This window comes from Chamaesiphon sp. (assembly GCF_041738855.1).
In the GTDB taxonomy this organism is placed as follows: Bacteria; Cyanobacteriota; Cyanobacteriia; order Cyanobacteriales; family Chamaesiphonaceae; genus Chamaesiphon.
In genome coordinates this window covers 1-22287 of record NZ_JBGSPA010000060.1, presented here as the reverse complement: position 1 = coordinate 22287, position 22287 = coordinate 1, and the positions used below count along the sequence as shown (strand labels likewise).

Below are 22287 nucleotides of genomic sequence, written 5' to 3'. Positions count from 1 at the left end.
CCGCTAATTATCAACAAGCAGAGCTTATTGATAATAATTTATGAAACACTTAGTTTTTGAGGATTGGTAGTGATTGGCTCAAACACAGTCAGGTAATTGATTTGATGATGAGGCTAGCCTCATCGAACTCAGGTTAGTAGGTTGGGTTGAAGAATGAAACCCAACATCTCTAGGGTGCTGTTTGAAAAGTTATCTTTGATACTCGTAGTTGGTCTGAATCCCCCTGCTTGGTGCAAAGCACGCTGAGCCAAAATGTAGGGTGTGGGCGTTGCTGAATCGGGGGATGATTTCTCTGTAGGGGTGCCCCTGGTGGGTACCCTTAATCGATGCGGGGTAAGCACACAGCCGTAATGCACCAGCATCCGCTAAAATTACTAGCTTTTCTCAATTAAATTAGTTTGCGGTTGCAATTCGGTAACTTGAGTTGCAGTGCTAGTATTTACGAGTTGCAAAAAGGCATTGAGCGGGCCAAAATTGGTCGCATGGACGATCGCGGGGACATCGTAACCCTTGAGATCGACGGAACACTCTTTGAAGACCCGATGTTTGCCCAGAACGGGTGCTAGATAACGATAGGTAGAAGATCCGATCGCAATTTCGGCATTGAGTTCTTTGGTGATCGCTTCGAGTCTGAATGCGGCATTGACCGTATCCCCTAGAGCTGTATAATCTGGTCGATCGCCACTCCCCGCATTGCCGATCATCGCATGTCCGGTATTGATGCCCGCCCCGATTCTTAGCTCGAATGGTAGCGGATACTGCTTGCTCAACTCTCTAGTCATTTTATTGAGATCGTCGAGTGCCAACAGGATATTCATCATCTCTTGTTTAGTCACAGTTTCGCCATTGTGAAACCACAACGCCATCAACGCGTCACCGATGTATTTGTCCACCCAACTTCCCCGACTGCGAATGATCGCGCCCGCATTGCGGAACCACGCACTCATCACTTCAGAGAGGAGGTTTTCATTGGTTTGGCGAGTCAGGATGGTAAAATTCCGCATATCTACGACCATCACTGACATCAGCTTGCGGAGATGCAGCACTGATGTGACCGTACCATCGATCGTCCCGTCTGCATCCATCCCGAGGGAGCCATCAGCGCGGGGATAGTGAAATTCAAATTCAGTCTGACCGAAGGTAATCGTATCACCATCATGGATCGTGACGGGAATACTAACACGACGACCATTGACAAATGTGCCGTTACTACTACCCAAATCGATCAGGTAGTGGTCGCCAGCATCGGTGTACTGGATCATCGCATGGTTGCGTGAGATACAACGATCTTTGACGACAAATTGATTGTCATCCCCCCGACCGACAGTCCAGCAGTTGCCATCATCCAATGATAGCTGGCGGTGACCGTTGTCAGTATTGAGGATCAGATATGGTGAGATGCCCTGGTTCACGATGGGGTTAAAATATGATAGTGAACTAGTGGATCGATCGCTGTGGAACTGCTAATACCAATCGCCCAGTCATCTAGGCATGGCTAGCAACCCACAGGAACAAGCTATCAACAACGATCGTGGTCAAAACCGCGCCACTAAAGGCGTACCAATGCCACTGCTTGGTTCCTAAAGGTATTATACCCACAGCCAATAGCAAATTTACGAGTACCACCGCCCAAGCTGTCCCCCATGGCGTCCGCACTTGCGCGATCGCTTGTTGTAGAATCGGCATCGCGAGGCTAGGATCGACCTGCATCACCTGTCGCCAGTGCTCCATCAACCCAACTTGATAAAAATATAAATCCGTAATCGCCGTACCCAGGAGCGAACCGAGATAAAATAAAGCACCAATCTTACCCACCCCGCGCCACAATGCCCAGATCGCGATCGGTACGCCGATTGATTCGATCGGTAGATGTACTGCTGGCTCCCACCGAAACCAACCCCAATAAATCGCTCCAGCCAACCAGCTCAAACTAAATCCCAAGATCAGATCGCCCCAAATTTGGCTGTGGGGACGCTGACTCAAGATCCACCCCAAGCAAACCCATAAGATGGTGATAACAACGCTCAGGACTGGATAGTGCCGCACTAGCGGAGCTTCGATAAAGACCGGAACAGACACCAAAAATGCCGATCCAGCAAATATGCTTCCAGCTCCCTGGAGTTGCCATCGCCATGTGCCGTTAGTTTCGTTGGGTTTATAGCTGGAGTTAAGCAAAATACTATGGATTTTAGTTACTTAATGTTTATTTATATAAAGGTATTATATGAGTTATGTGGCGATGAATCAAGACAACAAACCTTGTGCGGTAGGGACTTTGGTAACTTATTTGGGCGATCGGGTACCGTTTTGGATTATGAGAACCACGGCAGTCAGGCATTAATATTTGTTACGGGGAGCGGCGATCGGTGAGAAAATACAACCTATCACTATACTTATAATTAAATGATTCTAAAGAATTTGTCGCGCAGTCGATCTCCAGCTAAATTCCCGCTCTTGGTACTGAGTACGATGGCGATCCTCCTACTCACAGCCACCATCAGTCTCGCCCAGCCAGCAACCACAACTGCTACCCCGCCAGTATCGCTCAATCTCTTTCAAGCGATCTTCCTGGGCTTGGTACAGGGTGTGACGGAGTTTTTGCCGATTAGCAGTTCGGCACATCTCAAGGTGATTCCTGAAGCCCTCCACTGGGGCGATCCTGGCGTAGCATTTACCGCCATTATCCAGTTGGGAAGTATCGCGGCAGTGATTTGGTTTTTTTGGAATGATATCGTCACTGTAATTACTGGCGCATATACTGCCATTCAGAAGAAAGATTATCGGTCGTTAGAATTTCAAATGGCGATAGGGATTGCCCTCGGCACCCTCCCACTGATCGGCATTGGCTTACTGATTAAAAAGTTCATTCCTGACTTTGACAATTCACCATTACGCAGCTTGGGGGCGATCGCGATTGCCTCGATCTTCATGTCAATTTTATTAGGAATTGCTGAAAAAATTGGTCAGCGCAAACGAGATTTGAATCATCTCACGATCGGGGATGGCGTACTGATGGGTTTAGCACAATGTTTAGCATTTGTCCCTGGTTGTTCTCGTTCTGGAGCTACTTTGACGGCAGGTTTATTTATGGGTTTAGAACGTCCCGCTGCGGCAAGATTTTCATTCTTATTGGGGATTCCAGCGATTACCATCCCTGGATTGGTGGAAGTCAAAGATGCAATCTCTGCTGGATTTAGTGGCGTATCGGCAGTTTCACTGATCGTAGGCACGCTCTCGGCGGCAGTTTTTTCGTATCTATCGATCGCCTGGTTACTCAAGTTTTTACAAACCCATAATACCTTTATTTTTATCTGGTATCGGTTAGCTTTTGGGGTTGCAATCTTGAGTGCGATCGCGACAGGTGGACTATTAAATAATTAGAGGGTGTTTGAAAAGTTTTATTTGCGACGATCTCAGTAGACTCATCATTGTAGGGTGTGCACTGTCTTGCCTTGCTCAATCTGGAGGGAACCTCCAGAGCGCAAGCCGCTGCCCACCAGCTAAGTTTTAAATATAATCTATCTAATAAAAAATATTATCTACCCATTTAAAACACAACGAAATTCAATTTTAGTTAATTTTTATTAGCCTAAACTAGAGATGGTGGGCAGTGCCCACCCTACAAAAATCTACTGTAAAAAATTAGGATTGCTTAAACTATAAAAGGTGGGCAGTGCTCACCCTACAAATCTGCTAAAATCAGGTTTAATAAGAATATTGTAGGGTGTGTTAGCGGTAGCGTAACGCACCACAGAGCTGTCAACTATCTGTCTTGTCTCGCTAAACCCTCGGCAAAGCCAACTGTCAACTATTCAAATGCTATTACCCTTTCGCAAATCGATCTTTAAACTTAGCCCCATGTTCGAGATCGGAATTGCCCTTGGGAGTGGCGTCTTGATGGGGATGACATTTGCACCCAGCGAGATCTGGTATCTAGCGTGGGTAGCACTCGCACCGCTCTGGTATTTGACATCTCGCCAGCAAAATCCGCCGCTAGTTTATGCCCTAGCGTGGGGGATTGGTTGTTACGGTTGGGGGTTGAGTTGGATCTTTGGGATTCATCCGATGACGTGGATGGGTGTCCCATTTTTGGCAAGTTTAGGGATTGCTACTTTCTGCTTGACCTTTATCACTTTGTGGGGGACAAGCTTAGTAATTTTATGGTTTTTGGGCTTACGATTTATCAATTCCAAACCACAATTAAATCCCTGGCTGCGCGTACTTTTGGGTACTGCTTTATGGTGCGGATTGGAGGAGTTGTATAGTCTTACCGATCTATGGTGGTCGCCATTGGCGATGACTCAAAGCCCTCACAATTTGGCGATTCTGCATCTGGGGCAGCTATCTGGGCCGACAACCGTGACTGGCGCGATCGTGTTGGTAAATGGTTTAATTGCTGAAGGATATATGGCATTCATTGGCAATCGCCATCATGCTAAACTCATCCCCAGAATTTGGCGATCTTCAGCCTATATTGGCAGTGCGATCGCGTCAATTATTATCCTACATTTAATCGGCTCCAATCTCCTAAATCGTCCATTAGCAGAAGCGATCGCATCTAGTATCAAAATTGGAATTATTCAAGGAAATGTCAGCAATGAAGTCAGACATTACCAATCCGGTTATGAACTAGCGATGGAGAATTATACTAAAGGATACATATCGCTAGCTGAGCAGGGCGTAGCAGCAGTTGTTACTCCCGAAACCGCGCTCCCATATCGACAGAGCCAGATCGAACGGACACCCTTTTATCAAGCTATTTTAGCCAAAAAAGTCACAGCATTCGTCGGTGGATTTGGTGAAGTAGGTAAGAAAATTACTAATAGTATCTTGACGATCGATGGTGAAGGTAAAATCATCAGCCGCTATGATAAGTGGAAACTAGTACCATTGGGTGAATATATCCCCTTCGAGCAGTTTCTCGGCAAATTTGTCGATACGATCTCACCCCTAGATTCACATTTATTAGCGGGCAAATTTGCCCCGTCGGTACTGACACCATTAGGTAATCTTATCTTTGGGATCTGTTATGATTCTGCCTATCCCGAACACTTCCGCCGTCAGGCTCAGACTGGAGAATTAATTGTTACGGCATCTAATGATGCTCACTATGGGATGGCGATGCCCGCACAACATCAAGCACTAGACTTGATGCGGGCAATTGAAACAGATCGCTGGACAGTTCGGGCTAGTAATACTGGATATTCGGCAGTCATCGACCCACATGGACGCACTCAATGGATCTCACAGCTCGATGAATTTGTCGCTCGCGCTCATACGGTTTATCGCCGCCAGACTCAGACTTTATACGTCCGTTATGGTAACTGGTTGACGCCACTACTATGCGCGGGGTTTATCTTATTTATCCTACCTGCTCGTCCTAAAAATGCAGCCTAAATACCAGCTCCCCGACTTCTTGAAGAAGTCGGGGAGCTGGTATTTAGGGGATCTGTCCCGTGCCCTAAATAACCTCAGTTCGGGTTAAGGATATTAGCTTCGTTCTGACACCGCCTCCGATTGAAATCGGGGCTAGTGATGCAAAGTCCGCCTACGCGGACTAGGATCTCAGTCCGCGTAGGCGGACTTTGCATTATGAGCAGAGACTTCAGTCTCTAGGCTCTTCTTATCCCGAACTTACAGATAAACGCTACAGCGCATCGATAAAGACATCATCCGCCCAACTACCATGTAAACCATAGGGAACATGATGAGTCAGCCAGAGCGTCGCGACTGCCCCTTTGGTCAAATCTGCGGCATCTAGCACGACCACCGCCGATCGATCCTTCAATCCATCATAAATCATCGCAATCAGCCAGCCATCGTCCTCCTGAGTGCCACCAGGACGCGGTACGAACACGGGTTCGTTGACATATCCCGTCGGTGCCGCCGTCCACAACTGCTGCGTACCAGTTTCGCGATCGAGTTTGAGGATACTCTGGAGGGGAGCATTGCCATCGAGGGTTTGGGCTGCACCCATGTAGACATAGCGATAGGGATAACCGACGTTGGCGGGGTTAATTGTCGGGAATTCACAACAGCGCGGCTCGATGAGGTTGCTGGTTACCTGCTGAGTGTGGAGATCCATTTCAAATCGCCATAGTTGCCCTGGTGAGAGCGAATTAAAATTGGTGTCGCGGAAGTCTTTATCTGGTTCGACTTCGGGGAAAGTAGCATAAGCGATCGAATCGATCGAGATCTTACCATCCTGCTCGAAGGCATTGGCATGGTGGAAGACAAATCCCGATTTGGTTTCGAGCGTTTGAATTTTCTCACCGTTCCGAGGATTGCGGGGAATGATGATAATCTTGGTCGGTTTTTCGGGCTGGAACTTAACACATTCACCTGCACCTTTTAGCCCAAATAAGAAAGGAAAAGGATTGAAACCGACGGGATTTTGGAAGAAGATACAGTAATTTGGCGTCATCGCAAAATCATGGATAAATGCGAATCCTGGAATGGTATGGGAATGCTCTTCCACAACTTTGCCATCTCGATCCAATTCATAGATCGTAATCCCAGTGAGTAGTCCCGTGCGATCGAATTTACCCGCCTTCAGCCCAAAGTTAACCATCCGCTCTTGCTTGGGATCGAACAGTGGATGGGCAGCAAAAGGATCGCCAGGTTTGAGAGTATTATTGAGATACTCAATCCCCAATGTATCGAGAGTTTTGGGATCTAAGCGGTGGGGTTCGGCGGCTTCCCACAACGCGAGTAATTTACCGCCCCAGTAGACGACTTGAGTATTGGCAATATTTTTGAGATTGACATCAAAGATATTGCTCATCCAACCGCCAGCTTTCTGGGTACCAAATACGCCGCGATAGAGAAATTTACCTGCGGATTGCTCGGCGCGGTAGGCTTCGGTTTGGACAAAGCGATTGCGAAAGTGGGCTTTACCATTTTGAAAAGTAATGCGACAAATCATCCCATCGCCATCGAAGGGGTGGCGGACGGATTCATCATTGATATCTAATAATCCTGGGCCATTTCGGAAGAGGGTGCCAGTTAATTCTGGGGGAATTTGACCATCAATTTCAGTTATTTGATAATCATATTCTTGTTTTTGCGATCGATAGCCTTGTTTCCATTCGGCTAGGTTATAGGGAAGTGTGACGGTTTGGGTTTTCATTTTACGCAGAGAACACGGAGTGAGGAGGTTTATGGGTTTAGTTTTCGGGGAGTTCTGGTAACATGTCGGGGATGAATGATTGATTCCCGATGATGCCTGTTGGTTGATGCTCGATCGCACTTGAGGGCGGGATTAAATTGGCAATGGTTGGTGTTAGTTCTGGCTGTTCATTTGGTAAGAGGTTAATAAATATCAGGGGGAGCATACTTCCGAGATTGGTTATCGAGACTAGTAGCCATAATTTATCGAAGTTGGTATCGGTTATTCCCAGTAGGTGAGTGAGGATTGCGCCACCTTCTTTGGATACTAAACCAGATAGATTGAGGACAGACATTAGCAAGGCAAACAGGGTAGCTTCGATCCCTGGCGGACACAATCTCGCTGCGAGTACGAGTACGGGCATGAAGGTAAGTTGTCCCATCACAGTGAGGATCAAACTATCGCCGAGTGCGAACCAATGGTCGTCGATACCAAGCGATCGATTAGTATGAGTAACTAGTAATAATGCCGTCAAACCTAATAAGGATGATAGTAATGTCGTCCAGATAAAGATTTGCCGGAACGGGATGGTTTTTAAAAAGCGTTGGAATAACCAGACTCCCAACAATGATGCCAAACTAGTCACCAGCCGCACCCGTCCGAGAAATTCGGGCGTAAATCCCAATTCATTGGTGCTGAAGTAGAAAAAGGCTGAATCGGCTGTCGGCGTACATTGCCAGAGAAATAGGAATAATGTCGGCATCCAGATCGCTTTCTGTGTCAAAGCTTGCCACAATTGCTGCATCTGCTCTTTGACAACTGTCTGGCGATTGCCATCGGCGAGATTGACGGGTTCCTCAGCAATCCACAATGCCGCAGCCGATACCAGTAGCGGAAACGCTGCCGTCAAGGCGAAGACAGTGCGGGTACTAAAGTGTTGGAGCAATAAACCACTAAAATACGCCGTCAGCAATCCACCTAGTGCCGATGCGCCCCAGCACAGAGCTTGCAATGAGCCAGCTTTGCCGACAGATTCATCTCGAGCACGTTCGACAATCAGGGAGTCTACAATGACATCGCTAAATGCTACCGACAGTGAGGTAATCGCGATCGCTAGTGTAGCAGCCCCCGCCGTGTGGACTAGATTGGCTAAACTCAACCACGCGACTACGCCCAGCAAACCGGATAAGATCAAATAAGGTCGCCGCCGATAGCCAAAAATGGGCAAACCATCGGAAATAAACCCAAATACAGGCTTAATCACCCACGGTAAGGCAGCGATACCCATCAGCGCAGCAACTTCGGCGGGCGACAGTGCCAGCTCATCTTTGAGAAAAAAACTAACGGCTAGTCGGGAGATCCCTAAAATCCCTTGTACGGCATATACGAGCAAGATCGCCAGCAGTTCGGGACTCGGCTGATGTCCGAACAGGATCTTGGTAGCTAGAGGATGAGGATCGATGTCTGGTGACTCGGAACGCTCGGTTAGCATTGTGAATAAATGTTACGCGATATCTAAGCTCTATGTTAACTCATCTTCATAAAGCGATCGAGCGTTCTATGTCGAAACATAGGTCGAACCTATTTAGGGTGCCCACAGGGTGGGACGGAGATCTACCCACCCCACCCTGCGGGGATTTTAGCAAAAACAAGACAGTCGCGATCCATTCACCATTCACCATCCACTATTCACTATCCTGACGAAAGAGTATGTATGGCTAGTAATGAACTAATGAGATAATGGGAACATCGGGTAAACGCGATCGACCGTCGAGATCGTCCAACTCGATGACAAAGGCACAGCCGACCAAATTGCAGCCAATATCTTGCAATAATTTTGCTGTAGCTGCTGCGGTGCCACCTGTGGCAATCAAATCATCCACAATTAAGATCCGACTGTCAGGAAGGGCGGCATCTTGGTGAATTTCGAGCCTGTCGGTACCATATTCGAGCGCGTATTCGACAGTGTGGACGGCTGCTGGCAATTTCCCTGGCTTGCGGACGGGAATAAATCCTACCCCCATCTGATAAGCCAATGCCGCTCCAAAAATGAACCCCCGCGACTCCATCCCGACAATATACTCTGGTTGCCATGCCTGCACCTTGGTTGCTAAAGTGTCGATCGCGTAACGCAATCCGGCTGGATCGCTCAGTAGCGTAGTAATATCACGAAATAAAATCCCAGGTTTGGGAAAGTCGGGAATGTCACGAATGAGAGCTTTAAGATCCATTAGTTGTCGTGATGGGTGATGGATGGTGGATGGTGGATGGTGGATGGTGGATGGTGGGTGGTGGATGGTGGATGGTGCATCGGGATCGTCTACTGCTGGGGTGGGAGGGGAGTAGAATCGATCGCATCTGCTGAGTTTTTAACCAGGCGTAGTTACATCCTTGCGGTTAACGGTTAAAATTCGGGTATGCTGATGTTGACGATCGAGACCAAAAATTTAACTTCAAGTGCAACAATTTTGCCATGAAATTGAGTCTAGATCTCGCAGCATTTCCACCCCGATCCGTAATCGATCGATTGTCTGAAAATATGAGTGCATTACCGATCAATGGCCCCATGTCCGAATCACTGCTGGGCATCCTCGAAATCCTCCCCAATCCCAGTATCGGCAGCGATGCTTGCCCCCGCCGTACCAAAGTCGAACTCGATCTGATTTTACTCGCGATCGAAGCGATCGAGTCGGGTAGCTCGGAACAAATCTTGGAGCTAGCTAAAGAATTGAACCTCGACGAAATTGTCAAAAATCGAATCGTCCTGTGGCGGATGCGCTCCACCAATCCGATGCGGCGCGCACACACGCGGCGGATTTTGACGATTAGGGAAGCCAAAGCACTCAGTGCGATCGGCTGTCGGTTGGCGAGTCGTCTAGCGGTACCGATTCGTCAACTCCTCCTATCCCAGCAGCAGCTCAGTGTCAAGCAAATTCCCCCTGAGTACAATTTCCGCCTTTCTGAGTATTTAGACCGCTTCCGCGCCCATTTCCGCAGTCGGATGAATCCACGGCGGGCGAAGGTGAGTATTTATCAAGATGATGATAAATTAAATGAATTGGCGGTGTCACTATTGAGCAAGTTACTATTTTGTACGGGGACACTCGGCACACAGCGATTGTGGATGAGTTTATTTGATGGCGAAGTGAAGTAGTCTTAGTCGTGCAAACTCGATCGCCAACGATTATACTCAGTGCAAGCTGTCAACTGTCTTGAAAAGGTGCTCTACTTGCGACTCACCTTTGGACGGGTTCCCCGTCAAAAAAGGTGAGTCAAGACGGGGAAACCCCTGTTCCCGCACTTTTCGCTGTCAACTGTCTTGAAAAGGTGCTCTACTTGGGGAAACCCCTGTTCCCGCACTTTTCGCTGTCAACTGTCAACTGAATCTAATGAGCCAAGCATACTATCAGCAGGGATTGGCAAAGGCAAAGGCAGGCGACCCGCGTGGGGCGATTGCTGATTTCGATCTCGCCTTGATTGCGACACCAGAATGGGCGGAGATCTACTATCGACGCGGCTTGGCGTATTTCGATCTGGGTGAGATTTTGACGGCGGTGGGTGACTATACCCAGGCATTGGCGATCGATTCTCAGCACCGCGATTGTAGCTATGCACGCGCACTAGCAAGATTGACACTCAAGAATTTCCCAGGTGCGTTAGTAGATATCGAGCGGGCGATCCTATTCGGTCGAGACTACGCGCCTGCATATCAACTCAAGGGGTTAGTCTGCAAAAAACTCGCCAAGTATACGGATGCGATCGCCGCTTATAAAGTCGCTGCCAACCTGTATCTAAATCAACGAGATGCCGAGCAGAGCCAGCGATGTCTCGATCTCGCTCGTGCCCTAGAACCCCCGCAGATCGCCGCCCCAATTACCCCAAAACCGACTCCCAGACCGCCATTAACTACTCCCGCACAGTTCTACGCCCAACTACTCGAACAAGGCGAACGCGGCGATCTCCAAGGCGCGATCGATAATGCCAATTGGGCAATCCAAACCAGCCCTGATGATGCCTGGGTTTACGCCTGTCGCGGCGTATTGTACACCAAGCACGGCGATCGATCGGCAGCCTTGGCTGATTTTAGCCGCGCCATCCAACTCGATCCTGACTCCCATGTCGCCTATCGCGGACGTGGCAAATTGAGAGACCTGATGGGAGATTATCGGGGGGCAATTTTGGATTTCGATCGCGCTCTGATCGTCGCACCGGAGGATCTATTTATCTATTTAGCACGGGGTCACGCCCGCGTCAATTTACATGATTATCAGGCGGCGATCGCTGATTTTACGCAAGCAATCGCGATCGATGTCAACGAACCATTGGCTTATCTACATCGAGCACAAACATACATCAAACTTGAAGAATTAACTCAAGCGATCGATGATTATCAATTAGCTGCAAATATTTATTTGGAACGTCAAGATCTCACCAAATATCAAGAAACACTCCAGCAGATCCAAAAGATCCAACGCGCTGCACCTCAAGCTGCACCGAGTCAAGAGTCCGCTAGTTCGCAATATCAGGCTCTCCGTCAACGCCTATATGTATTGGTCAGCGGTCAATGGCCGATCGCCCAAAGACTGATCGATGGATTGAAAGAAGACCATCCCGGATATGCTGAAGATTGGTACCTCCAACGGGCAATTTCTAATCTAGAAGCAGGATTGTAAATATTTACATCTACCCTCTCCTCACGATTAGCCCCCGACTTTCGCAGGAGGTCTATTGATGTGTTTTGATAAGTTGTTGAAAGGAGAGTAGAGCTTGACGATAGCGATCCCCTGCTACATCACTCAGATCGTTGTGTCCCGCACCTGCGATCCAGAGCGACATCTTCGGCTCTGGCGCAGCTTCATCAAGCGATCGACCATGCGAAATGAGAATAGTCCGATCGGCTTGTCCGTGCATCACCAGCACCGGACAGCGAACTTTGGAGATCCGATCGAGATTGGTAAACTTATCAAAAGGTAGTAGGGGAAAAGGTACGACGACTCGAAAGATTGATGTAAATGTACTCTCTAAAATCAGACCAGCAACAGTATTTTGAGCGGCCAATCTAGTTGCCGATCCACCACCGACCGATCGACCATACACGATAATTTGACTCGCAGGTATTTTGAGTTGTTGGGTGAGGTATCGATACACAGCATCAGCATCTCGATCCGCATTACTTTCGCTAGGTGTGCCATCACTCGTACCGTAACCTCGGTAATCATAGGCAAATACACTAAAATCCCAACTATGCAACCGAGCCAATACTGGACGAATATCGCCCAAATCTTCAGCATTGCCATGAATATAGAGCAATGTATAATTCGATCGAGGATTGGGCAAATATAAGGCTGAAATCCGTTCGGTATTAGTAACCGAAATTTTGATAATATCTTTGGTATCTTGATAACTAGTCGGCTGCGGCATGAAAATCATGCTGTCTGCCCTCAAAAAGATATAAATTCCAAAGAAGCTATAGATAAATAATAGTAGTAACCCCAATCTTTGCCAACTAGATTCCCCACTAAATAGTTTCCCAAAGAGAAATCGATTCATAAATATTATTAGATATTTTTAGTGGCTCATTGTCCATCATACCCAAAACATCCTATTTAGAAAAGATCCTCCTAATTTATGTTAACGGAGAACATGAGTTTAAATCCTCTACCTCAAAGATGGATTGTTGTTAGGATCATTCTTAAATCCTCCTCATCATCTAACTTTAGCTTGATTTAGATTGAATAGTCCCATCGAAAGACTTGGCTTCTTTGGGCTTGACAAATACCTGTTGATGCGGTGCGAGTTGTAACTCATCAAAATGTTCCCGCGTCAGGTGTGCGGTGATTACTCGACCATCAGCTAGAGCTAATTCTGCTTGAATTTCTGAGCCGATATGAGTTACCCGATTGACTTTTGCAGTGACAGCAGTTGTGCTCGATCCGGTGTCAATGGCGACATCTTGAGGACATAGAAACATTTGTAGATTGGCAGTTTCAAGCTGATGATTTTGAAAGATATTTGAGTTACTGGGTAAGATATTTACTGGTTCGATAAAACTCATCACAAAAGTATTAACCGGATGATTGTAAACTTCGGCGGGCGTACCGACTTGTTCGATCCGCCCTTTATTCATGATGACGATTTTATCGGCAACTGCCATCGCATCCGATCGATCGTGGGTGACCAATATCGTCGTGACGTGAGATCGCTCGTGAAGTTGACGCAACCAGGCGCGTAAATCTTTGCGGACTTGGGCATCCACAGCCCCAAACGGCTCATCGAGGAGCAGAATTTTGGGTTCGATGGCTAAGACTCTGGCGAGGGCAACGCGTTGGCGTTGTCCGCCGGAAAGTTGGGCGGGATAGCGATCTCCTAAGCCACTGAGTTGAATTAAGTCGAGCAGTTCTGTGACCTTTTTGTGGACTTTTGAGGCTGGGATCGATCGAATCTCCAAGCCAAAGCCAATATTTTGAGCGATCGTGAGATGTTTGAATAGAGCATAATTTTGGAAGACAAAACCGATATTGCGCTCCCGCACATTCTGGCGCGTCGCATCCTGTCCTGCCAGCCATAGCCGCCCTTCGTCGGGGCTTTCTAGTCCTGAGATCAGTCTGAGCAGGGTAGATTTACCCGCACCCGACGGGCCGAGGAGGGCGATGAGCGCACCTTGCCCGATTTCGAGATTTACACGATCGATCGCTTGGTAGTTATCGAAACGTTTGGAAATATTCTCTAATGCAATGCCCACAATCTCTGCTGGTTGATGTAACCTCTCCGCTGGAGAATCGAATTACCGTATTTTAGCATCGGTCGAACGGTTGGCGATCGGCAATTTTGGGTATACTAGTATAGGGACACTATTCTTTCTACCACGTAGCCATGTCAGATCTCGATCGCGGCATCATGAAATTCAAAGGGGCGGATACGCCAGCAGCCATCGCCATCTCTTCCACGCTGGTACTAGGTGGCATCATCTTTCTGGTCATCTGGGCACTGCAACACGCTTATGCGGTGTAGCTGTTTGCAAAGCTCCAAGTTTGTAGGTTGTAGGTTGGGTTGAGGCACGAAACCCAACACACGGATCGATCGATTGTGTAGATGTTGGGTTTCACCTTCGTTCAACCCAACCGACAACTGACCAAGATCCAAGCGGTGAGAAACCGCAGACATCCCCAAAGGTCAACCTGCTGGTGAGTTGTTTTATAGCATTCACAAACAAAATAATTTTGTCCGCTAAAATGGACGACTATACACAACCCTAATGGTAGGGGCAATTCATGAATTGCCCCTACCATTATTTGCCAGTAACGCCCGCTCGTTTGAGATCAGATGCTGATTCACACCCTACCTATCGACGTAATTCATCTAATTGCTGCTGGAGAAGTCATCGACTCCCTGGGCGCGGTGGTGCGCGAACTGTGTGAAAATGCGATCGATGCGGATGCGTCAAGGATTACGGTATCATTATTTCCCGATCGGTGGCGGATTCGAGTCGCTGATAATGGGATCGGGATCGAACTTGCGGATCTGCAACAGGCGGCGACGGCTCATAGTACGAGTAAGATTGACGATCGCGAGGATTTATTTCACATTACTAGTCTGGGATTTCGCGGGGAGGCTCTCCATAGTCTGGCGCAACTTGCCAACCTGGAGATTTATAGTCGTCCCCGCGCTAGTTGTGACGGTTGGCATCTAGTCTACAACCATCAGGGTGAAGTCGTGCGTCAGCAAGAAGTCGCGATCGCCCCGGGTACGGCAATCGATGTCGATAATCTCTTTGGCGACTGGGCAGCTAGGCGGGAAGGTTTACCCACTCTCAACTGTCAACTCCGCCAAGTTCAGACGGTTATTTATCATCTGGCTCTCTGTCATCCCCAGATTAATTGGACAATCGAACAACAGCATCGTCCGTGGTTTCAGATTATTGGCAGCAAAACCACTCACCAAATCATCCCCCAATTATTGCCCAGAGTGCGGGTTGACGATCTTCAGTATGTAGAGCTGAAGGTGAGAGCATTAGCTCCTGTCAAAGATTGCTCGAAACTGACTCCGCAAGAGGTTTACAGTGCTGGAAGTTATCGATCGATCGCCGCAGTAGAGCGCGATCGCACACCAGCCGCAGATGCTCAAATTCAGCTCACGTTAGGATTACCCGATCGATGTCATCGTCATCGCTTAGACTGGGTAAAGGTCGCCGTGAACGGTCGGATCGTCAGAGCACCAGAATTGGAACAAGCGATCGTCAGTGGATTAGCCCGAACATTACCACGCGATCGCTATCCTGTCTGTTTTCTTCATCTTCAGATTCCACCTCACTATATTGATTGGAATCGTCACCCAGCCAAAGTAGAGATCTATCTCCAACAGATAGAATTTTGGCAATCCCAGGTAGCCACAGCACTCGATTTGGCTCTAAACCTTCAGCCGGAGGACAGCGATGATGCTACTCAAACCAGCCGCATCGGTAAATTACTCTCAGTTGCCGAACAACAAGGAGCCTACCATCTTCCGCAGCGAGCGATCGTCAGTGATGGGGATGGATTGGGCTTGCTCGAACTCCGCGCTGTCGGACAAGTGCTCGATACTTATATCATCGCCGAACACGCCGATGGACTGTGGTTGGTAGAACAACATATCGCTCACGAACGCGTGCTATACGAGCAAATAACTAGTGCTTGGCAGCTTTTACCACTCGAACCGCCGCTCGTCCTCTCGCACCTGTCAGAGCGGCAATTAGAGCAGTTACAGCAAATCGGGATCGCGATCGATCCCTTCGGTGAAGGCTTATGGGCGATTCGGACGGCTCCCGCACCATTATTGATGCGGGAAGATCTGGCTGCGGCAATTATCGAACTCAGTCTGGGTGGAGACTTGCAAGCCGCTCAGGTGGCGGTTGCTTGCCGCTGTGCGATTCGGAATGGGACAGCCTTGAGTCTACCAGAGATGCAAAACTTACTCGATCGCTGGCAACGTACCCGCAATCCTCGCACCTGTCCACATGGTAGACCGATTTATCTGTCTTTTAAAGAGAGCAGTCTCGCGCGATCGTTTCGTCGTCATTGGGTGATTGGCAAAAGTCACGGCATTTAAATAGTTGACAGTTGACAGTGATTCGCGCTCCTCGGGGAACCCGAGGGTTTGCGGATGCAATCACGCGGAGGTGTATCCTTCCGCATGTGTTGCACCAAGCAGCGAATCAGCGACGCACACAACCTGGAAGGATACACCTCTAGGTTGTGTGCGTCAAGACAAGAGAAGGATCGTTTTATCAAGCGCGTCATCGGTTTACCTGGCGATCGGATTGAAGTCAAAAACGGTAAAGTCTATATCAATGCGAAAGTTATCTCTGAAAAATATCTCAGCGAAGCTCCCAACTACAACTGGAGCAGTACAGCATTGACTCCCGATGGGATCGTACCTGAAGGTCACTACCTAGTCTTGGGCGACAACCGTAATAATAGCTACGATAGTCACTACTGGGGCTTTGTACCTAAAGATAAAATTATCGGCAAGGCTGTACTTCGATTTTGGCCATTCGATCGAGTCGGGGCGATCGATCCACAACCAAATTATTGATAAATAACTTAATTGAGAGTAGTTATTGTGTCTAAATTTTAGAGCAAAACTTGAATTTAATTAACGTAATTTTGGCGATCGATCCAGTAGGATCGATCGCTTTAACTATATATATAGCCGTTGCTACCTTGAGGTGATGGCTGACTGTCGGCTGCGAAAGTCCCAGCGATTCTACCAATTCACACGCACAAACTTCTCCACTCGGCTGAGCGGCAATTAAACTCAGCAACTGGAGCCGCGCTGGTTCGACCACAGTAGCCGAAGTTAATAGTTTACTCAAAACTGCGTCCGAGCAAGCACCGCTCCAAGGCATCCTCGGCGATGAAGAACGTCCGCTAGTATCGATCGATTACAAGGACGACCCCCGCTCTGGGATTATTGACGCGCTTTCGACGATGGTAGTCAATGAGACTCAGGTCAAAATCCTGGCTTGGTATGACAATGAGTGGGGCTACGCCAACCGGATGGTAGAACTCGCCCGTAAGGTCGCTCTGAGCATGAACTAGCGATGACTTTCGATCCTAATTTCTGGAATTAAAGCGGAGATCTCTACCCCACCCCAGCCCTCCCCTGAGCAAGGGGAGGGAGCAAGAAGAGCCTCCCCCTTTACAAGGAGGGGTTGGGGGGTACAGATCTCCGCAACAACTCAAATAACTCGATCCTTCTCCCTATTAGCGCATGGATTCTACTACATCTGCTAGTGCCAACTTCCAGAACTATATCCTCGTCACACTTGCCTGCTGGGGCTTCACCCTCACCGATGGTGCCCTGCGAATGCTGGTGTTGCTCTACTTTTATCAGATTGGTTACACCCCAATCCAGATTGCATCGCTGTTCCTGTTCTATGAAGTTTTTGGAGTAGTTACCAACTTTTTAGGTGGTTGGATTGGTTCCCAATTTGGGCTAAAGCTGACACTTTATACTGGGATTGGATTACAGATCCTTTCACTAGTGATTTTGTCTTTCCTCGATCCGAGTTGGACACAGTGAATTGCCGTGCCTTATGTGATGGTTGCTCAGGCATTTTCAGGAATTGCCAAAGATCTCACCAAGATTAGTTCCAAGAGTGCGATTCGGCTGGTGGTGCCTCAAGCTGCCCAGTCATCGCTATTCAAAGTTGCTGTGCCTGGGGCGATCGCGTTAGCACTTCAGCTCAATGCGCCGCCGAATACTGCCATTGTCGGCGGACTAATTATCTTTGGCGTGGTATTTGCTTTTAATTCAGCGGTGCATTCTTATTTAGTGTTGGCTTTTACCGACGATGACAAGGTGGCGTTGAATGTCGGGTTTTACTATATGGCAAACTCTGGCGGTCGGTTGGTTGGTACGGTGTTGTCGGTCTTGGTTTATTAGTTTTATGGGCTGGTGGGCTGTCTGTGGACATCGATGTTTTTTGTGCTGGCGGCAGGGTTGATTACGTTGAAGTTACCAGATCCTCAACCGAGTAAAGCGATCGCGTGGAAAGCTGGCGACGGTGATTAGTTTGTCCCCAACGTCAGTGGTTTTAGTCGCTGGGAAATTGATGCAAGCAGATTGTCAATTCAAATCGCTAATCCGATCGAGTCGATGCGGTAAGCTGTTGAATGATGATTCGCGACTAAATATTATGGCAACTATTAATAATAACTACCTCAAACTCAAAGCTGGCTACTTGTTTCCCGAAATCGCGCGACGCGTCAATACGTTCGCTCAAGCCCATCCTGATGCGCCGATAATCCGGTTGGGAATTGGGGATGTGACTGAGCCGTTGCCCTTGGCGTGTCGGACGGCGATGACTAAAGCGATCGAGGATATGGGCGATCGAGCGCAGTTTAAAGGTTATGGCCCCGAACAGGGTTATGCTTGGTTGCGAGAAGCGATCGCCACCAATGATTTTCAGGCGCGAGGATGTGCGATCGATCCTGACGAGATCTTCATCTCAGATGGGTCTAAATGCGATTGTGGCAACATTCTGGACATTTTTGGACATGACAACACGATCGCGGTTACCGATCCGGTATACCCCGTTTATGTCGATACCAATGTCATGGCTGGCAATACGGGTGAGATGAATGACAAGGGTGAATATGGTGGTTTAGTCTATCTTCCCATTACCGCTGAGAATGATTTTACCGCCCAAATTCCCGCCGATAAAGTCGATCTGATCTATCTCTGTTTTCCCAATAATCCCACAGGTGCGACCGCGACCAGAGCACATTTACAAGCTTGGGTGGAGTATGCCAAGGCGCATGGCTCGATTATTTTCTTTGATGCGGCGTATGAGGCATTTATCACCGATCCGAGTTTACCGCGATCGATCTACGAAATCGAGGGGGCACGGGAGTGCGCGATCGAGTTTCGCTCTTTTTCTAAAAATGCAGGATTCACGGGGACTCGTTGCGCGCTGACTGTGGTGCCCAAAACGTTGACAGCCAAAGCCGCTGATGGCAGTGATGTGGAGCTGTGGAAACTATGGAATCGCCGCCAATCGACTAAGTTTAATGGTGTTTCTTATATCGTCCAACGCGGTGCAGAAGCGGTATATTCACCGGAAGGCAAGGCACAAGTACAGGAACTAATCGGCTTCTATATGGAGAATGCCAAAATCATCCGCGACAAGCTTACCGCCGCCGGATTGGAGGTACATGGTGGCGTGAATGCGCCCTATGTGTGGGTTAAAACTCCCGATGGTTTATCGAGCTGGGATTTCTTTGATAAATTGTTGATAAATTGCCATGTGGTGGGTACACCTGGTTCGGGTTTTGGGGCTGCGGGTGAGGGGTATTTCCGCATCTCAGCGTTTAATAGTCGAGCAAATGTGGAGGAAGCAATGAGTAGAATTACTGCTCAATTTAAAGATTAATTTAATCAGCATTAGCCACTGGTGCGTTACGGCTTGTGCATAACACAGTCTACAGCTATAGCAATAGCCAAGACAATTAAGACCCTCTGCCTTTTAGTCTGCGGAGGCAGACTTTGCACCATGAGCGACGACTTCCAGTCGTTGTCATGTCCTCAGCACTGTAGCGGTTGCTATATGTCTATTTCAATCAAAAACAGGAGGGACAATTCATAGATTGCCTCTCCTGTTTTTGATTAATTAAGTTTAGTGAAAATACTTATTGAATTGGCTGAATATCGATCGTTTGACCTGTGGGATCGGCGGTGGCTACAGCCGATCGAGTGCTGTTGGCTTGCAGCTTTGTTTTGGCAACTTGAGCGACTTCGGCAACCAACACAGAGATAATCAGCGTATCATCAACCAAGCCTGCAAACGGCAAGAAGTCAGGAATCAAATCAATCGGGCTTACTAAATAAACCACTGAGGCAGCTACTACCCACCAACGGTATTTAGGATTTTGTAATAAACTACGATACCAGTTATGAAGAGAGTGAATATTGAAGTTCATCGGTTGCTTCGGTGAGGTCGTTTTGGTCGATATATCTATCATCTCAAATTCCCAGGATTTGTACAGGTACGGTAAACCCATTTTTGATGGTGGTTGTTCCCACTTACTAACAAGTTTACCGAGCTACAATTTGAGGAGGGCAGGTTTTGGTAGAGATTGTTGGTGCGATCGTGTTCATTATTTGAACCTGCCCCGACTCGAATTTTAGGCAGCGTTACTGAATAAAAAATGGGTCATTTCGGCACAGATCCCCTCCAATTCGATCCGGCTGGATTCGGGTAAGCCAAAACCGATATAACTGAGGACTTCCTCCCAAGCTTGCAGTTCAGACATGGTGGTGACTTGGCGCAGCTTGTCAGCATAGAAATTGTGCCAAAATAGCGGCGCGATGTGGTCGTACTTTTTCCAGCGTTTGCGCCAAGCGCGGACATCCCGATGATTGGGCAAAGCGACACCAACAATCGGTGGTAAGTCGGCATAACTGACGAAGGTACTGGTCTTTTTGCCAACAACGTGGACTACGTATCGCCAGCAATTGACTTTGTAAATATCTGCTGGCGATCGCTTGAGGTGCATAGCTACGGCAGATTTGGTCACAAATCGACTCTGAGGATTGGTGACAACTGTAGCAGGTTTGGGTGAGGCTAGTAACATGTGAGGACACCAAAAGGGCGAATGGATTATTGGTGATGCAGTGAATTTAGAGGCAAGTAGCGAGTGGCAAATAGCGAATCGAATGGCTCGGGTGCTGTTAGGTAGAGTTGTTAATATTATAGTACAAAAATACCAAAAAGGGTAGGTGTGAAGCTAGATTGTATGCTGAATTTCGATCCAAACTCAAGCCCCCAGATATGGCGTGGTAGAACGATTGCAACGCTAATGACCTGCGAACCGATCGGGGCAACGGTTACAACCATTTCCAATCCACCAGCCACCTGTTGACGTTCGTGCCAACACCGCGATCGATTGCCGAATTCGTTCATTAAATGTAGTAGTCTAAATCGGAATTGGGAAAGATAGAGTGGTACCCCATCCAATCTCTCACCTAAAAAGATCGAATGCTGTCACCGTCCGACTCATTACCCCAACCAACTATGGATACTCTCTCCCTCTCACCCATCCAACTACTGAGTGCCAATATCGCCCAGCAGATCGTTGGCAAGGATCGGCCGATTCAGCTTGTCTTGGCAGCTTTACTATCTGGAGGGCATGTATTACTAGAAGATGTCCCTGGAGTTGGCAAAACATTACTAGCCAAATCACTAGCAAAATCGATCGATGCCAAGTTTCAGCGGATTCAATGTACGCCAGATTTGCTCCCTTCGGATATTACTGGCACCAATATTTGGAATCCTGGTAGTCGGGAATTTGAATTTATCCCTGGGCCAGTATTTACGAATATTTTGCTAGCCGATGAGATCAACCGCGCTACTCCCCGCACACAGTCAGCATTGCTAGAAGTGATGGAGGAGCGGCAGGTGACGCTAGATGGACATACTCGTCCAGTAACCGCACCTTTTTTCGTGATTGCAACCCAAAACCCGATCGAGTCACACGGGACTTTCGCGCTGCCAGAAGCACAGATGGATCGATTTACGATCTCGTTGAGTTTGGGCTATCCAGATGCTGCTGAAGAGCTGCAAATGTTGCAACGCTTGGCGACGGGAGCCTCCGTCGCCGATCTAACACCCTGTCTCACCCTAGCGGAACTCCAGACGATGCAGCAACAATGTCGAAGAGTCAAGGTCGATCTAGCGATCTCTGAGTATATTGTCGATCTAGTTCGCGCTACTCGTACCGATCGCGAGATTAGTCTGGGTGTCAGTCCGCGTGGGTGCGTCGCACTCTATCGGATGACTCAAGCCTGGGCATGGATTCAAGATCGACCTTACGCGCTCCCTGATGATGTCAAGGAGTTGGCTGTATATGTGCTGGCGCATCGGATTATGACAGTCAGCGGTGAGAGCGGCATTGGGGCGATCGCACGGTTATTACAAACCATCCCGATCGAAGCTGTCACTCAGAAGCTACGCCAAAGAAGATAATTAGTGGTGAATGGTGGATGGTGGATGATGCAATTACTCACATCTTGCACTAGTATATTAGCTCTACTATTCAAGGGGTTGAAAATATGAGAAAAAGGGCGTGGAAAAACATTGATGAGAACAGTGAACACCATTCTCCCTTACGCCCAATTAATACTCTACACGCTGTTAGAGC

18 protein-coding genes and 4 pseudogenes are annotated in these 22287 nt (G+C 48.1%); 12 read left to right on the top strand and 10 right to left on the bottom strand.

Annotated elements, in window-relative coordinates; all coding sequences use genetic code 11:
• Positions 1 to 374: 374 nt before the first annotated feature.
• Together ACEW9I_RS06255 and ACEW9I_RS06250 are read right to left on the bottom strand one after the other, a co-directional pair.
• Entirely contained in the window at positions 375 to 1412 is a 1038-nt protein-coding gene (locus tag ACEW9I_RS06255) for an FHA domain-containing protein (protein WP_373539490.1), read from the bottom strand.
• A 73-nt stretch (positions 1413 to 1485) separates the two neighbouring features.
• The gene (locus ACEW9I_RS06250) at positions 1486 to 2175 is read right to left on the bottom strand and encodes a DUF3120 domain-containing protein (protein WP_373539489.1); all 690 of its coding nucleotides are present in this window, start codon (positions 2173 to 2175) and stop codon (positions 1486 to 1488) included.
• Positions 2176 to 2181: 6 nt separating this feature from the next.
• Here ACEW9I_RS06250 and ACEW9I_RS06245 point away from each other — a divergent pair, with 6 nt between their 5' ends.
• The 3 genes from ACEW9I_RS06245 to lnt all read left to right on the top strand — a co-directional run bounded on the left by ACEW9I_RS06245 (position 2182) and on the right by lnt (position 5397).
• Positions 2182 to 2370 carry a hypothetical protein gene (locus ACEW9I_RS06245; RefSeq protein WP_373539488.1) on the top strand — a complete coding sequence of 63 codons (189 nt, stop codon included), beginning with the start codon at positions 2182 to 2184 and terminating at the stop codon, positions 2368 to 2370.
• Positions 2371 to 2403: 33 nt separating this feature from the next.
• Positions 2404 to 3381: an undecaprenyl-diphosphate phosphatase gene (locus tag ACEW9I_RS06240; protein ID WP_373539487.1), complete on the top strand. Its 978-nt coding sequence runs from the start codon at positions 2404 to 2406 to the stop codon at positions 3379 to 3381.
• Between the two features lie 477 nt (positions 3382 to 3858).
• Entirely contained in the window at positions 3859 to 5397 is a 1539-nt protein-coding gene (lnt, locus tag ACEW9I_RS06235; protein WP_373539486.1) for an apolipoprotein N-acyltransferase, read from the top strand.
• 250 nt (positions 5398 to 5647) lie between these two features.
• Here the strand turns inward: lnt and ACEW9I_RS06230 are convergent, their stop codons facing one another.
• The 3 genes from ACEW9I_RS06230 to ACEW9I_RS06220 form a co-directional block, all read right to left on the bottom strand.
• The gene (locus tag ACEW9I_RS06230; protein WP_373539485.1) at positions 5648 to 7129 is read right to left on the bottom strand and encodes a carotenoid oxygenase family protein; all 1482 of its coding nucleotides are present in this window, start codon (positions 7127 to 7129) and stop codon (positions 5648 to 5650) included.
• A 37-nt stretch (positions 7130 to 7166) separates the two neighbouring features.
• Positions 7167 to 8600, bottom strand: a complete 1434-nt coding sequence (locus ACEW9I_RS06225; RefSeq protein WP_373539484.1) for a folate/biopterin family MFS transporter — start codon at positions 8598 to 8600, stop codon at positions 7167 to 7169.
• 226 nt (positions 8601 to 8826) lie between these two features.
• Positions 8827 to 9339, bottom strand: a complete 513-nt coding sequence (locus ACEW9I_RS06220) for an adenine phosphoribosyltransferase (RefSeq protein WP_373539483.1) — start codon at positions 9337 to 9339, stop codon at positions 8827 to 8829.
• A gap of 296 nt (positions 9340 to 9635) precedes the next feature.
• On the opposite strand from ACEW9I_RS06220, the gene ACEW9I_RS06215 reads away from it, so the two are divergent.
• Together ACEW9I_RS06215 and ACEW9I_RS06210 are read left to right on the top strand one after the other, a co-directional pair.
• The gene (locus ACEW9I_RS06215) at positions 9636 to 10262 is read left to right on the top strand and encodes a DUF3038 domain-containing protein (protein WP_373539491.1); all 627 of its coding nucleotides are present in this window, start codon (positions 9636 to 9638) and stop codon (positions 10260 to 10262) included.
• Between the two features lie 235 nt (positions 10263 to 10497).
• Complete coding sequence (locus tag ACEW9I_RS06210; protein ID WP_373539482.1) at positions 10498 to 11781, top strand: tetratricopeptide repeat protein; 1284 nt, start codon at positions 10498 to 10500, stop codon at positions 11779 to 11781.
• A 52-nt stretch (positions 11782 to 11833) separates the two neighbouring features.
• On the opposite strand, the gene ACEW9I_RS06205 is transcribed toward ACEW9I_RS06210, so the two are convergent.
• Positions 11834 to 12658 (bottom strand): alpha/beta hydrolase, encoded by an 825-nt coding sequence (locus ACEW9I_RS06205; protein ID WP_373539481.1) that lies wholly within the window; start codon positions 12656 to 12658, stop codon positions 11834 to 11836.
• Between the two features lie 166 nt (positions 12659 to 12824).
• Complete coding sequence (locus ACEW9I_RS06200; RefSeq protein ID WP_373539480.1) at positions 12825 to 13850, bottom strand: sulfate/molybdate ABC transporter ATP-binding protein; 1026 nt, start codon at positions 13848 to 13850, stop codon at positions 12825 to 12827.
• Positions 13851 to 13981: 131 nt separating this feature from the next.
• On the opposite strand from ACEW9I_RS06200, the gene ACEW9I_RS06195 reads away from it, so the two are divergent.
• From ACEW9I_RS06195 to lepB, 3 genes and pseudogenes are all read left to right on the top strand, one after another.
• Positions 13982 to 14119 (top strand): hypothetical protein, encoded by a 138-nt coding sequence (locus ACEW9I_RS06195; protein WP_373539479.1) that lies wholly within the window; start codon positions 13982 to 13984, stop codon positions 14117 to 14119.
• Positions 14120 to 14431: 312 nt separating this feature from the next.
• Positions 14432 to 16192: a DNA mismatch repair endonuclease MutL gene (gene mutL / locus ACEW9I_RS06190; protein WP_373539478.1), complete on the top strand. Its 1761-nt coding sequence runs from the start codon at positions 14432 to 14434 to the stop codon at positions 16190 to 16192.
• Between the two features lie 153 nt (positions 16193 to 16345).
• Positions 16346 to 16678 (top strand): annotated as a pseudogene (gene lepB / locus ACEW9I_RS06185) (signal peptidase I); the annotation flags it as partial.
• Between the two features lie 124 nt (positions 16679 to 16802).
• On the opposite strand, the pseudogene ACEW9I_RS06180 reads toward lepB, so the two are convergent.
• A pseudogene (locus tag ACEW9I_RS06180) lies at positions 16803 to 16991 on the bottom strand (ArsR/SmtB family transcription factor); the annotation flags it as partial.
• Between ACEW9I_RS06180 and ACEW9I_RS06175 the strand changes: the two are divergent.
• From ACEW9I_RS06175 to ACEW9I_RS06165, 3 genes and pseudogenes are all read left to right on the top strand, one after another.
• Positions 16927 to 17184 (top strand): annotated as a pseudogene (locus ACEW9I_RS06175) (type I glyceraldehyde-3-phosphate dehydrogenase); the annotation flags it as partial. The pseudogenes ACEW9I_RS06180 and ACEW9I_RS06175 overlap by 65 nt on opposite strands.
• A 172-nt stretch (positions 17185 to 17356) precedes the next feature.
• Positions 17357 to 18160 (top strand): annotated as a pseudogene (locus ACEW9I_RS06170) (hypothetical protein).
• Between the two features lie 124 nt (positions 18161 to 18284).
• Positions 18285 to 19520, top strand: coding sequence for an LL-diaminopimelate aminotransferase (locus ACEW9I_RS06165; RefSeq protein ID WP_373539477.1), 1236 nt, complete (start codon positions 18285 to 18287; stop codon positions 19518 to 19520).
• A 256-nt stretch (positions 19521 to 19776) separates the two neighbouring features.
• Here ACEW9I_RS06165 and ACEW9I_RS06160 read toward each other — a convergent pair whose 3' ends face one another.
• Together ACEW9I_RS06160 and ACEW9I_RS06155 are read right to left on the bottom strand one after the other, a co-directional pair.
• Positions 19777 to 20067 carry a YkvA family protein gene (locus ACEW9I_RS06160; RefSeq protein WP_373539476.1) on the bottom strand — a complete coding sequence of 97 codons (291 nt, stop codon included), beginning with the start codon at positions 20065 to 20067 and terminating at the stop codon, positions 19777 to 19779.
• A 204-nt stretch (positions 20068 to 20271) separates the two neighbouring features.
• Positions 20272 to 20721 carry a hypothetical protein gene (locus ACEW9I_RS06155; protein WP_373539475.1) on the bottom strand — a complete coding sequence of 150 codons (450 nt, stop codon included), beginning with the start codon at positions 20719 to 20721 and terminating at the stop codon, positions 20272 to 20274.
• A gap of 404 nt (positions 20722 to 21125) precedes the next feature.
• Here ACEW9I_RS06155 and ACEW9I_RS06150 point away from each other — a divergent pair, with 404 nt between their 5' ends.
• Positions 21126 to 22112, top strand: coding sequence for an AAA family ATPase (locus ACEW9I_RS06150; protein WP_373539474.1), 987 nt, complete (start codon positions 21126 to 21128; stop codon positions 22110 to 22112).
• Positions 22113 to 22287: the final 175 nt, after the last annotated feature.

Excerpts from the sequence above, each read along its gene's own strand:
- ACEW9I_RS06245 (WP_373539488.1), top strand. The coding sequence starts at position 2,182 with ATGGATTTTAGTTACTTAATGTTTATTTATATAAAGGTATTATATGAG.
- ACEW9I_RS06240 (WP_373539487.1), top strand. The coding sequence starts at position 2,404 with ATGATTCTAAAGAATTTGTCGCGCAGTCGATCTCCAGCTAAATTCCCG.
- lnt (WP_373539486.1), top strand. The coding sequence starts at position 3,859 with ATGTTCGAGATCGGAATTGCCCTTGGGAGTGGCGTCTTGATGGGGATG.
- ACEW9I_RS06230 (WP_373539485.1), bottom strand. The coding sequence starts at position 7,129 with ATGAAAACCCAAACCGTCACACTTCCCTATAACCTAGCCGAATGGAAA.
- ACEW9I_RS06225 (WP_373539484.1), bottom strand. The coding sequence starts at position 8,600 with ATGCTAACCGAGCGTTCCGAGTCACCAGACATCGATCCTCATCCTCTA.
- ACEW9I_RS06220 (WP_373539483.1), bottom strand. The coding sequence starts at position 9,339 with ATGGATCTTAAAGCTCTCATTCGTGACATTCCCGACTTTCCCAAACCT.
- ACEW9I_RS06210 (WP_373539482.1), top strand. The coding sequence starts at position 10,498 with ATGAGCCAAGCATACTATCAGCAGGGATTGGCAAAGGCAAAGGCAGGC.
- ACEW9I_RS06205 (WP_373539481.1), bottom strand. The coding sequence starts at position 12,658 with ATGAATCGATTTCTCTTTGGGAAACTATTTAGTGGGGAATCTAGTTGG.
- ACEW9I_RS06195 (WP_373539479.1), top strand. The coding sequence starts at position 13,982 with ATGTCAGATCTCGATCGCGGCATCATGAAATTCAAAGGGGCGGATACG.
- mutL (WP_373539478.1), top strand. The coding sequence starts at position 14,432 with ATGCTGATTCACACCCTACCTATCGACGTAATTCATCTAATTGCTGCT.
- ACEW9I_RS06165 (WP_373539477.1), top strand. The coding sequence starts at position 18,285 with ATGGCAACTATTAATAATAACTACCTCAAACTCAAAGCTGGCTACTTG.
- ACEW9I_RS06160 (WP_373539476.1), bottom strand. The coding sequence starts at position 20,067 with ATGAACTTCAATATTCACTCTCTTCATAACTGGTATCGTAGTTTATTA.
- ACEW9I_RS06155 (WP_373539475.1), bottom strand. The coding sequence starts at position 20,721 with ATGTTACTAGCCTCACCCAAACCTGCTACAGTTGTCACCAATCCTCAG.
- ACEW9I_RS06150 (WP_373539474.1), top strand. The coding sequence starts at position 21,126 with ATGCTGTCACCGTCCGACTCATTACCCCAACCAACTATGGATACTCTC.